The organism is Streptomyces sp. NBC_01288, from assembly GCF_035982055.1.
In the GTDB taxonomy this organism is placed as follows: Bacteria; Actinomycetota; Actinomycetes; order Streptomycetales; family Streptomycetaceae; genus Streptomyces.
In genome coordinates, this window is record NZ_CP108427.1 from 5,247,657 (window position 1) to 5,260,124 (window position 12,468).

Here is a 12,468-nt window from a genome sequence, read left to right on the forward strand (position 1 = left end):
TCCCCCTCCGGTGAGACGTCAGCCCGTGAACTTCACGTCGGTGATGGCCTGCTTGTAGCCGGCGTCGCTGTACTGGTCGCTGTCCGCGTGCGGCAGAGCGGTGAGCCAGACAAGAACGTACCGGCTCTTCACGTGCTTGGTGACCTTCACCGTGGCACTGGTCCCGGTCGTCGTGACGGTGCCGAGCTGCGTCATGGAGTCCAGCGAGGAGGGCGACAGCGAGTTGGTCGCGTAGAGCTGCACCGTCGTGTGATCGCCGCTGTAGTAGAGCCCTATGGCCGCCGTGGAGACGTCCTGGACCGAACCGAGGTCGTAGACGATGCCCACGCCCGGCTTGTACGGCGCGAGCACCGGGCCCCCTATGAAGCTGGAGGTCCGCCAGTACGTTGACTTGTCGCCGTCGTAGGTCTTGGCGACGTCGTTCGGATGCTGCGGGTCGCCCTTCGCCACGAACTCCTTGGCGCCCTGGATCGCGAGCGTCTTGACCGGCTTGGTCTTGTCGCCGGTCTTGTCGTTCCCGTCCGTCGTCTGCGTCTGCTTCGTGTCCTCGGACTTGTTGCCCTGGTCCATGAGCGCGTCCGCGAGCTGCCAACTGCCCAGGCCCAGCGCGGCGATCAGCAGCGCGGACACGGCCCACTTGAGGGCCTTGCCCGTGCGGCTCTGCAGCGGGGGCGGCGGGGTCGGCGGGACCTGGTTGGCGCCGGGCGGCGCCGGGCGGCCGTACGTGCCCTGCTGGTACGTCGTGCGCTGGTACTCGGGTGGTGCGGTGAACACGGGCTCCGGCGGGCGGATGCGGGGCATCTCGCCGATGGCCTTCACCAGTTCCTCCGGCGTGGTGCACGCCGACTCGTGCCGGGAGGCCGTGGCACCGTCGTTGGCGAGCGCGCGCATGGCGAGCTCCGACAGACCGCGGTGGACACCGGCACGCACCTGGTCGGGGGCGATCAGACCGACGCCCTTGGGCAGCCCGGACAGGCCGTAGGCGTCGCTCTCGTACGGCCAGCGCTGGGTGAGCGCCGCGTACAGCAGGGCGCCGATCGCCTCCGTGTCCGTGCGCTGCGGGGTGTCCGAACTGATGCCGCGCAGCGCGGCGTTGACGGCCAGACCGCGGATGCGCCACTGGCCGGACGAGGTGCGCAGCACCGCGTTCGGGTTCAGGCGCAGATGGGCGAGGCCCTCGCGGTGCGCGGCGGCCATGGCCGAGGCGATCTGACTGACCATCTGGTAAGCGTCGTGCACCTCCAGCGGGCCGGTGGCCAGAAGCGCCGTCAGCTCGGTGGCGTCGGGCAGCCATTCGTGGACGACGTAGACGAGGTCGTTCTCCTCCACGGCGTCCAGGACCTGGACGAAGCGGGGATCACCCAGCAGCGCCGAGGAACGGGCCGCGGCCAGCACCGAGCGGCCCCTCGCATGGTCCGCGGGCAGGATGTGGACGCCGACGGCACGGCGGAGTTTCTCGTCCACCGCGCGCCAACTGCTGAAGCCGTCCAGACGGGTGACGCACTCTTCGAGGCGATAGCGTCTGGCGAGCTTGTGACCGCTGTGCAGTTCGGGAGGCGAGGCCTTCTCGGTTTCCTCGATCCCGCCGCTCCCCTGTGTCTTGTCGCTCTCCGTGTCCCGCTCCGGGTTCTGGGCCACCCCGTCGGCCGTGGACTGGTCCGCCTTGGCGGTCAGCGGCTCGTCACCGCTGTTGTCTGCCACGTCGACGGCAGCCGTGCTCCGTTCCGCCACCGTCGCTCCTGCCTCCCCATCCGTTGCACGCTGTTCGACGCCGAAACCAATTGTGCCCACAGTCTGCCGCTATGCACGACACACAGCGGCGGACGATGGTTGTGCGTGTGCCCCCGCCTCAGCGCCCCAAGCGCCCGCGCACCATGCCCACGAGGGAGTTGAGCTCCTCGATGCGCATGCGCCGGGCCGCGACGTAGAAGATTCCGAGCAGTACGGCACCGCCCACCAGGAGGGCGGCGAACGAGCCGACGACCCCCTGGCCGAGCGTATGACCGATCCCGTAGCAAGCCGCACCACTGAGCAGTGCGGCCGGCACGGAGGCGATGCTGAGCCGAGCGTACGTCCGCATGACGCGAGCGCCGTCCAGGTCGCCGTTCAGCCGCTTGCGCAGCCGGTTCCAGGCGACGCCGACACCGGTCGCGTACGCGAGGCCGTACGAGGCCGCCATGCCCACCACGGCCCAGCGGGCCGGGAGCACGAAGAAACAGACCGCCGAGGCGCCCGCGTTGACCGCGGCGACGATGACGGTGTTGTAGAAGGGCGTCCGGGTGTCCTCGTAGGCGTAGAAGGCACGCAGGACGACGTACTGCACCGAGTACGGGATCAGGCCGAGGGCGAAGGCCATCAGCATGAAGCCCATGTTGGTGGCCGCGCCGGTACCCGAGGAGCCGAAGATCAGGGTGCACATCGGGATGCCGAGGGCGAGCAGGCCGAAGGCGATCGGCACGATCGCGACGGCGGTCGTGCGCAGACCCTGGGAGATGTCGTCGCGGACGGCTCCGCCGTCGCCCTCGGCGGCCGAGCGCGAGATGCGCGGCAGCAGGGCGGCCATGAGGGACACCGTGATGATGGCCTGCGGCAGACCCCAGATGAGCTGGGCGTTGGCGTAGGCGCTGAATCCGGTACCGGCGATGTTCGTGTCCGCGACCGACGCGGTGGCGAGCTGGGTGACCACGAGGGCACCCGCCTGGTTCGCGAGGACGAACAGGACGGTCCACTTGGCGAGCATCGCGGCCTTGCCGAGGCCGTGGCCCTTCCAGTCGAACCGCAGCCGCAGCCTGAACCCTGTCTCGCGCAGGTACGGGATCATCGCCAGCGCCTGGACGACCAGACCGAGCAGAACACCGATGCCCAGGAGGCGTTGGGCCTCCGGCGGGATGTTCTGGACGCCCATACCGGAGTCCGCCGAGGTGCCGTACACCCAGAGGAACATGCCGAGCGTCACGATGATGACGACGTTGTTGAGGACCGGGGTCCACATCATCGCGCCGAACTTGCCGCGGGCGTTGAGGATCTGGCCCATCACCACGTGGATGCCCATGAAGAAGATCGAGGGCAGGAAGTAGCGGGTGAAGGTGATGGCGACGCTGTCGGCCGCGGGGTCGCTCGCGACCTTCACCGACAGCAGGCGGACCAGGAGAGGCGCCGCGAACATCGCCAGCGCGGTCAGTACTCCGAGCGCCACGATGACCAGGGTCAGCAGACGGTTGGCGAACGCCTCGCCGCCGTCGTCGTCCTCCTTCATGGCGCGCACGAGCTGCGGCACGAAGACGGAGTTGAGTCCGCCACCGACGGTCAGGATGTAGATCATCGTCGGCAGCTGGTAGGCGACCTGGAAGGTGTCGCCGAGGAGAGCCGTGCCCAGCGCCGCGACGATCAGCGCGGAGCGGACGAAGCCGGTCAGGCGGGAGACCATCGTGCCCGCCGCCATCACGGCACTCGACTTCAGCAGGCCGGAGGCCTTCCCGCTCTTCTTGGGAGCGGCCGCGGGCGCCGGTGCTGTGGGAGTGAGCTGCATCGTGGCGTCGGACATCGGCGCCGGGGGCGCCTGGCCCGAGGGCGGGGCCGGGGACGGGCCGGGGACTGCCGGGGAGTCCGTCTGCGGACGTCCGCCGCCCTGTCCCTGGTCCCGGAAGAGATGCGCGAAGGCGTCCGGCTCGTGGTGCTCCTCGCCGGCCCCGGTCACCAGGTCGTCCACGCCCACGAACTGGGTCGTCCGGGCGTCGTCGCCGTACGGCAGGTACTGGGTCGGGCCCTCCGGCTCGGGCGCCGGGGTCTGCGCCCACACACGGGGGTCCGGGGCGTAGGGGGACTGAGGCGGCTGTGCGTAGAGCGGGGGCTGCGGCTGGTACGTGCCCGGCGGCGGCGGGGGGTGGGCGGCGCGGTCGTAGAGCGCCTCGGCGACCGGGTCCTGGGCGGAGAGGTCCTGCGCCCGGTAGGGGTCCTGGTCGTAGGCGTCCTGGAGGTACATGTCCGCGGGGGGCTGCGGCGGCACCTGGCCGTGTTCGGGCGGCGGGCCCTCGGGGTAGCCCGAGCCGCCCGCGCCCTGACCGTGGTCACCGTCGTACGGCGCGTTCATGGTTACCCCACCTCATCGTCCCCGGGCCCACCGGCCACGACATCGCTCAACGGTCCACTCTCTCACCCGTGCCGGACGGGTCGGCGCTTTCCGGTGCGGTGTCCGGTGTCGGGTCACTCGGGTGCTCCGGGTCGTCTGCCCGGGACGGAGTGCCGGACTCCTCCTTGAGACGGTCCTGGGGGCCTTCGGGGTTCTCCGGGCCGTCGGGCTCCTCCGCCGCTTCGTCGTCGGGTCCGTCGGGACCCTCCTCGGCCTGGCGGGCGACGGCGCGCTTGCGATGCGTGTACATCCGGAAGCCGGCGAGGACGAGGAGCAGGACACCGCCCCCGATGACCAGCATGACGGTGGCCGTGACCTCGGTGACCTTCACGTCGAAGTTGACGGCCTGCCCGTACTCCTGGCCGTCCTCCGTGTACAGCTGGGCGATCACGCCCACCTTGCCGTTGGCGTTGGCCGACGTGGTGAACTTCACGGACTGGCTGTGCCCGCCGTTGACCGTGACCTGCTGCTCCCAGTAGGCCTTGCCGCCGATCTTCAGCCGCGTGGGATTCGTCGAGGTGAGGCGCAGGACCAGGTGCTCGACGCCCTGCACCAGGTTGTTCTGCACGGTCACGGGGATCGTCGCGCTGCGGCCCGAGAGCTTGGTCTCGGACTTGTCGATCAACTTCACCTGGTCGGTGAGGTCTTCGAGGTAATTCAGCACGCTCTGGCGGAAGTTCGCCGCCTCGCCCGCCTGTCCCCGCCACGACGTGGACACCTCACGGTTCATGGCCCGCCCGAACGGGGTCACGACCCGGGACTCGTCGGTGAGGATCACCCGGAAGTTGTCGAGCCTGTCCTGGGTGGCCGCGATCTGCTCGAAAGCCGACTTCGGCAGCTCCTGCCTGCGCAGCGAGGAGGGGTACGAGGAGGACGACGGGATCTTCGTCGTGGCGCTCGGGTCGGGTTTGGCCTTGGCCGCCGCGGCAAGATCCTGCGACTCGCTCCAGGTGCTGCTCTGGAGGGTCGTCAGAGCTTCGGCCATCGTCTGGGCCTGGCTCCCGGTGGGCATGCGCGGTGGGGCGACGACGATGCTGCGCTGCTTGTCCGTCTGCAGGTCGAGCGCCAGGCTCTGGGCGAGGAACCGCTGCTCGGCGAGCGTGGCGGCCCCGGCCTTCGTCAGATCGCCCTCGAACGCCGTCGAGAGCCGTGCGTCCGCGACCACCGCCGTCGTGCCGCCGCCGATGGGCCGCGCGGCGGAAGGCGTGTACGACAGGTCGCCGGTCTCCTGGAGGCTGTCGCTGCGGGCGATCACCTTGTCGGCGCCGGCCGAGGTGGCGACCTTGATGATCGACGGGTCCACGGCGCCGTTCACCGGCCACGCGAAGTCCGTGTTCGGCGTCACGTGCAGCACCGTCTCCACGGTGCTCGCGGCGACGTCCGTGGCGTCCTTGAGATGGCTCAGGGAGCCGGTGACGCTGGTGCCGTTGTGGGCGAGGGACGCCAGGTCCGGGTCCGCGAAGGGGAGGGCTACGACCTCCTTGTCCGCGACCGCCGACTGCAGTTCGGCAAGCCACGCCTTGGCGACCGCCTGGTGGGTGCCCGTCGTCGTGGTGTCGCCGTTTCCCTGGATCTTGTAGCTGCGGGTCATCGCGTCGACGGAGGCCAGCAGGTCCGGGTCGATCACCCAGGTGACGTCGAGATCCTTGCCGAGCGACAGCATCTGGTCGAGGCGACCGCCCGGGGCGATCTCCTTGGCGAGGTCGTCGTTGAGGAAGACCGGCGTCTGCTGCTCGTTGGAACCCGTCTGCGCCGTCATGTGGACGCCGGAGACGAGCGGCCACAGATACGTCGTCTTCGTCTTCGTGTCCGCCTCGTCGGGCTGCCACGGCAGGAACGTCCGCTGGATGCCCAGCACCTGCTCCCACGGCTGCGCGGAGGTCTGGCCCGAGAGCGAGACACCGAGCGGGTAGACACCGTCGTCACCGAGGTCCAGCTTGTCGACCGGCACGGAGAGGGTGAAGGGCTCGGCGACGCCCGGAGTGAGCTTGGAGAACTTCTCGGTGTACTTGTCGCCGACCTCCGAGCCGTCGACGCCCTGGATGAAGTCGGTGCGCTTCGCGACGGTGTCGATCGCCGAACGGGTGCTCAGCGCCTGACCCAGGCGCAGGCCCACATGGGCGTCGGTGACCGCCTGCTTGCCGTTGTTGGTCACCGTCCCGGAGACGGTCAGGGTGTCCCCGTCCGTGGGGATGCCGGGACTGAGCGTGTCCAGGGAGATGGACACCGTCTGCGAGCCGGAGGCGGCCTTCGCGGACGTCTGCTCGGCCGCACCGGCGGGTGCGACGGCGGACAGCTGGAGGAGGCCGGCCAGCAGAGGCGCCCCGGCGAGCAGTGCGCCGGTGCGCCCCAGCCACCGGCGGGCAGGTGAGGGACGCGTCCCCTGGAAGTCTGCCGCCTCGGCCACGCGCTCGCCCGTCCCTCGTCATCGTCAGTGGTCGTCGCAATGTGCGTCCACGCATGGTAACGATGCGCGCTGAGGGGAAGTGCCGCGGACTGCTCCACAAGATCGGAGAACAGCGGCGGACCGTCCCGTATGTGCCCGTATGAAGGGGAGCGCTGGTGTACGTCGCAAGGGCAGCGCTTGCGCGGGTATCGGCGGACGTGTCCGTGCACATTTAATGGAGGCGCTCGCGGTGGCCGGGGCCACGTACCCTTTTCTGTTGTGCCGAACGCCAACGAAGACAACCCCAGTGCCCTGAGCCAGGTGCAGCACCGCGCGGTGAGCGAGCTGCTGCGGGTGGCTCCCGTCGCCGACGACCTCGCCCGCCGTTTCCAGGAGGCCGGGTTCTCTCTTGCCCTGGTCGGCGGCTCGGTTCGGGACGCGCTGCTCGAACGGCTCGGCAACGATCTGGACTTCACGACGGATGCCCGCCCCGAGGACGTACTGAAGATCGTCCGGCCGTGGGCGGACGCCGTGTGGGAGGTCGGGATCGCCTTCGGCACGGTGGGGGTGCAGAAGGACGCCCGCGTCGGAGACACTGATCGACGCTTTCAGATCGAGGTGACCACGTACCGGTCGGAGGCGTACGACCGCACCTCGCGCAAGCCCGAGGTGTCGTACGGCGACTCCATCGAGGAGGACCTCGTCCGGCGCGACTTCACCGTGAACGCGATGGCTGTCGCGCTCCCGGAGAAGGAGTTCATCGACCCGCACGGCGGCCTCGCCGACCTCGCGGCCCGGGTGCTGCGGACCCCGGGCACTCCCGAGGCGTCCTTCTCGGACGATCCCCTGCGGATGATGCGGGCGGCACGGTTCGCCGCGCAGCTGGACTTCGAGGTCGCTCCCGAGGTCGTCGCGGCGATGACGGAGATGTCCGGGCGGATCGAGATCGTCTCGGCCGAGCGGGTGCGGGACGAGCTGAACAAGCTGATCCTCTCCGCGCACCCCCGCAAGGGGCTGGCCCTGCTGGTCGACACCGGACTCGCCGACCACGTCTTGCCCGAGCTTCCCGCCCTCCGCCTGGAGAGCGACGAACACCACCGGCACAAGGACGTCTACGAACACACGCTGATCGTTCTGGAGCAGGCGATCGAACTGGAGGAGAACGGTCCCGACCTCACCCTCCGCCTGGCCGCCCTGCTGCACGACATCGGCAAGCCGCGCACCCGCCGCTTCGAGAACGACGGCCGGGTCTCGTTCCACCACCACGAGGTGGTCGGCGCGAAGATGACCAAGAAGCGCATGCTGGCGCTCAAGTACTCCAACGACCTGGTGAAGGACGTCTCACGTCTCGTCGAACTCCACCTGCGTTTCCACGGCTACGGCACCGGCGAGTGGACCGACTCAGCCGTTCGCCGTTATGTCCGTGACGCCGGCCCGCTCCTCGGTCGCCTCCACAAGCTGACCCGCTCGGACTGCACCACACGGAACAAGCGCCGGGCTGCCGCGCTGTCCCGGGCGTACGACGGTCTGGAGGAGCGCATCGCCCAGCTGCAGGAGCAGGAGGAGCTGGACTCGATCCGTCCCGACCTCGACGGCAACCAGATCATGGAGATCCTGGGCGTCACGCCCGGGCCGGTCATCGGCCGTGCGTACAAGTTCCTGCTGGAACTGCGGCTGGAGAACGGGCCGATGGAGCATGAGGCGGCGGTGGCCGCACTCAAGGAGTGGTGGGCCTCGGAGAGCTGAGGCCGTGGAACGGGGTCCATGTTTCACGTGAAACATGGACCCCGGACAGCATCAGGGGCGGTGTTTCACGTGAAACATGAGACACCGCCCCTCGCCGTATCTGCCTTACTTCGAGTAGTCCTTCAGGCAGAGCAGGAAGTTACTGCCGTCACCGCTCTCGGTGTACGAGTACTGGAAGTCCTTCGCGGCGGCTGAGCACTTGGCGTCGGCCTCCGACTCGGAGTACTTGCCGCTGATCTTGGCAAGCACCGTGTACTGGGCCTTCGAGTCGCTGCACTTCACGACCTCAAGATCCGGATTGGTGTCGCTGGCGCTGCCGCGGTGCATGCAGTCGCCGACCTTGGCGGTGTCGGCGTCGTCCTGGCTCGATATGGCACCGTAGATGGCCGCGCCGGCGGCGATCAGGACGATGACGCCGATGCGGATCATCTTGGGGCTGAACTTGCGCTTCGGCTGCGGGGGGACCGGAGCGTACGGGGCCCCGCCCTGGGGCGGGAAGCCGGGCTGACCGGGCTGCTGCGGGTAGCCGCCCTGAGGCGGGTACGGGGCCTGGGCCTGCGGCGGGTAGGGAGCCTGAGCCTGGGCCGGGTACGGGGCCGGAGTCTGAGCCTGCGGCGGGTACGGCGCCGGCGTCTGAGGCTGGCCGTAGGACTGCTGGTCCTGGGTGTAGGGATTCGGGCCCGGGCCCTGGGCGTATGGGTTCGGGCTCTGAGGCGGCGGAGTAGTCACTGGGGTCCCCCCTGGAACGTGGACGCATGGCACACGGCAGGACCCGTGGTCTGGCGTGCGGCATGATGCGAAATAAGACGCCCGTAAGCTACCTGCCCCCACTGACACCGCTGTGGCCCGAAGCGGCTCCGTATCAGTGATGTGACACTGTCCGGCGCTCAAAATGGGCCATAGTCGCAGCAACCGCTCCGTAGACGAGGGCCACGGTGAGCACCAGCACGGCTGAGCGGCCGTCAGGGGGAAGCATCAGCGCGGCCGTCGCGGCGGCGCCGACGAAAGCGACGTTGAAGAGCACGTCGTAGACGGAGAAGATGCGGCCGCGGAAGCCGTCGTCGACCGAGAACTGCACGATCGTGTCCGTGGCGATCTTCGCGCCCTGTGTGGTCAGGCCCAGGACGAAGGCCGCCGCCAGCATGGGGGCGGTGGTGAACGGGAGGCCGAGGGCCGGTTCCAGGAGGGCGGCGCCCGCGGCGCACACGGCGATCCAGCGGCCGGGGCCGAGTCGTCCGGCGGCCCAGGGTGTCACCACGGCCGCCACGAAGAAGCCGGCGCCGGACACCCCCAACGCCAGCCCCAGCAGGCGCAGTCCGTCGTCCGGGGTCGACGAGAGGGCGTAGCGGCAGAGCATCAGCAGCAGGACGGTCAGGGCGCCGTAGCAGAAGCGCATCAACGTCATGGCGACGAGAGCCCAGACCGCTTCCCTGCGTTGCGGGGCGGCGAGGTGGCGTACCGCCGCCTTCAGGTCTCTGGCGGTGCCGGCGAGTGCCGTCGCCAGTCGGGGCTGGGTCAACGCGCGGTCGGGGCCGAGGAGTTCGGGGGCCATGCGCAAGGACGTGAGGGCCGCGCACAGATAGAGGGCCGCTCCCAGCAGCACCACCGCGGCGTCGGTGTCCGCGACCAGCAGCCGGACGAGGAAGGCGAGGCCGCCGCCGAGCGTCGCCGCCAGTGTTCCGGCCGTGGGGGAAAGGGAGTTGGCGACGACCAGGCGTTCGTCGTCGACCACGCGCGGGAGGGCGGCGGACAGGCCGGCGAGGACGAAGCGGTTGACCGCGGTGACGCACAGGGCGGAGACGTAGAAGAGCCAGTCCGGGACGTGGCTCAGCATCAGGACGGCGGTGGCCGCGGCCAGCAGGGCGCGCAGCAGGTTGCCGTAGAGGAAGACCTGGCGGCGGCGCCAGCGGTCCAGGAGGACGCCGGCGAAGGGGCCGATGAGGGAGTACGGGAGGAGCAGGACCGCCATCGCGGAGGCGATCGCGGCGGCCGAGGTCTGTTTCTCCGGGGAGAAGACGACATAGGCGGCGAGTGCGACCTGGTAGACGCCGTCCGCGCCCTGGGAGAGCAGGCGTACGGCGAGCAGGCGCCGGAAGCCCTGGAAGCGCAGGAGGATGCGCAGGTCACGGACGACGGCCATGGGCACAGCCTCACATACGAGGAGGGTCCCCGGGCGCAATGCCCGGGGACCCTCGACGAGCGGACCGGTGGCGGGTCCTAGCGCTCGACCTCGCCCTTGATGAACTTCTCGACGTTCGCGTAGGCCTCGTCGTCGAAGTACTGGACCGGCGGGGACTTCATGAAGTAGCTCGACGCGGAGAGGATCGGGCCGCCGATGCCGCGGTCCTTGGCGATCTTCGCGGCGCGCAGGGCGTCGATGATGACACCCGCGGAGTTCGGGGAGTCCCAGACCTCCAGCTTGTACTCCAGGTTCAGCGGGACGTCGCCGAAGGCACGGCCTTCGAGGCGGACGTAGGCCCACTTGCGGTCGTCGAGCCACTGGACGTAGTCCGACGGGCCGATGTGGACGTTCTTCTCGCCCAGGTCGCGGTCCGGGATCTGCGAGGTGACGGCCTGCGTCTTCGAGATCTTCTTGGACTCCAGGCGGTCGCGCTCCAGCATGTTCTTGAAGTCCATGTTGCCGCCGACGTTGAGCTGCATCGTGCGCTCAAGGCGGACACCGCGGTCCTCGAACAGCTTCGCCATCACACGGTGCGTGATGGTGGCGCCGACCTGCGACTTGATGTCGTCGCCGACGATCGGGACACCGGCCTCGGTGAACTTGTCCGCCCACTCCTTGGTGCCGGCGATGAAGACCGGGAGGGCGTTGACGAAGGCGACCTTGGCGTCGATGGCGCACTGGGCGTAGAACTTCGCCGCGTCCTCGGAACCGACGGGCAGGTAGCAGATCAGGACGTCGACCTGCTTGTCCTTGAGGATCTGGACCACGTCGACCGGGGTCTCGTCGGACTCCTCGATCGTCATGCGGTAGTACTTGCCCAGGCCGTCGAGGGTGTGACCGCGCTGGACCGTGATGCCCTTGTTCGGGACGTCGCAGATCTTGATGGTGTTGTTCTCACTGGCACCGATGGCGTCGGAGAGGTCGAGGCCGACCTTCTTCGCGTCGACGTCGAACGCGGCGACGAACTCGACGTCACCGACGTGGTACTCGCCGAACTGGACGTGCATCAGACCGGGCACCTTGGCCGCCGGATCGGCGTCCTTGTAGTACTCGACGCCCTGTACCAGTGACGCGGCGCAGTTGCCCACGCCGACGATGGCTACGCGAACCGAACCCATTCCGGTTGCTCCCTGTGTGTGCGAGGTGAGGCCCTGACTGGACCTCATGTGGTGGTTTCGTCGGACGGATCCGGCCCGGGGGTGGCGCCCCCGAGCCGGGGCAGGCCGCCCGACTCCCCAGATGTGCTGTCCTGCTGAGCGGAGCCTCCGGAGGCGGGACCCGTCAGGTCCCGTCCGGCTCGCTCGCTCTCGATGAGCTCGTTCAGCCAGCGCACTTCGCGCTCCACGGACTCCATTCCGTGGCGCTGGAGCTCAAGCGTGTAGTCGTCGAGGCGCTCCCGGGTCCGCGCCAGGGAGGTGCGCATCTTGTCGAGACGCTCCTCCAGCCGGCTGCGGCGACCTTCCAGTACGCGCATGCGTACGTCGCGTGACGTCTGCCCGAAGAAGGCGAAACGAGCGGCGAAATGTTCGTCCTCGTACGCGTCGGGCCCCGTCTGCGAGAGCAGCTCCTCGAAGTGCTCCTTACCTTCCGCCGTCAACCGGTAGACGATCTTGGCGCGACGTCCCGCGAGGGTGGCGGTAAGGGCGTCCTCGGGGGTGTTCCCCGTCTCCTCGATCAACCAGCCGTTGGCGACCAGCGTCTTGAGGCAGGGGTAGAGCGTCCCGTAGCTGAACGCACGGAACACACCCAGTGACGTGTTGAGTCGTTTGCGCAGCTCATAGCCGTGCATCGGGGATTCGCGGAGCAGGCCGAGGATGGCGAACTCAAGGATGCCGGAGCGTCTGCTCATCGTCGCCCCCTTCCTGTCCGCGATCCGGCCGTGACGGCCTTTATGCCGAGCTGATGTATCGACTCGATACATCCAGACGATAGAACGGCCTCCCGGATGCGACAAGTGGGGAGATGGTGAGCGGCGTCACATCACTGATTCGTTGGAATCAAGTTGCCTGATTTGGGGTGAACTTC

The 12,468-nt window shown here is 69.0% G+C and carries 8 protein-coding genes; 1 reads left to right on the forward strand and 7 read right to left on the reverse strand.

Going from position 1 to position 12,468, the window contains the following annotated elements; all coding sequences use genetic code 11:
• Positions 1-18: 18 nt before the first annotated feature.
• From OG194_RS23520 to OG194_RS23530, 3 genes are all read right to left on the reverse strand, one after another.
• Entirely contained in the window at positions 19-1,731 is a 1,713-nt protein-coding gene (locus tag OG194_RS23520) for a protein kinase family protein (protein WP_327402799.1), read from the reverse strand.
• A 118-nt stretch (positions 1,732-1,849) separates the two neighbouring features.
• A complete protein-coding gene (gene murJ, locus OG194_RS23525; protein WP_327402800.1) occupies positions 1,850-4,090 on the reverse strand; it encodes a murein biosynthesis integral membrane protein MurJ in 2,241 nt (746 codons plus the stop codon).
• 46 nt (positions 4,091-4,136) lie between these two features.
• On the reverse strand, positions 4,137-6,536 hold the full coding sequence (locus OG194_RS23530; protein ID WP_327402801.1) for a DUF6049 family protein: 2,400 nt from the start codon (positions 6,534-6,536) through the stop codon (positions 4,137-4,139).
• 258 nt (positions 6,537-6,794) lie between these two features.
• On the opposite strand from OG194_RS23530, the gene OG194_RS23535 reads away from it, so the two are divergent.
• A complete protein-coding gene (locus OG194_RS23535; RefSeq protein ID WP_327402802.1) occupies positions 6,795-8,261 on the forward strand; it encodes a CCA tRNA nucleotidyltransferase in 1,467 nt (488 codons plus the stop codon).
• A gap of 105 nt (positions 8,262-8,366) precedes the next feature.
• Here OG194_RS23535 and OG194_RS23540 read toward each other — a convergent pair whose 3' ends face one another.
• The 4 genes from OG194_RS23540 to OG194_RS23555 form a co-directional block, all read right to left on the reverse strand.
• Positions 8,367-8,990, reverse strand: coding sequence for an LppU/SCO3897 family protein (locus tag OG194_RS23540; protein WP_327402803.1), 624 nt, complete (start codon positions 8,988-8,990; stop codon positions 8,367-8,369).
• Positions 8,991-9,123: 133 nt separating this feature from the next.
• Positions 9,124-10,401: an MFS transporter gene (locus OG194_RS23545; RefSeq protein WP_327402804.1), complete on the reverse strand. Its 1,278-nt coding sequence runs from the start codon at positions 10,399-10,401 to the stop codon at positions 9,124-9,126.
• A 77-nt stretch (positions 10,402-10,478) separates the two neighbouring features.
• Positions 10,479-11,561, reverse strand: a complete 1,083-nt coding sequence (locus tag OG194_RS23550; RefSeq protein WP_327402805.1) for an inositol-3-phosphate synthase — start codon at positions 11,559-11,561, stop codon at positions 10,479-10,481.
• Positions 11,562-11,605: 44 nt separating this feature from the next.
• Entirely contained in the window at positions 11,606-12,292 is a 687-nt protein-coding gene (locus OG194_RS23555; protein ID WP_327402806.1) for a PadR family transcriptional regulator, read from the reverse strand.
• Positions 12,293-12,468 lie beyond the last annotated feature (176 nt).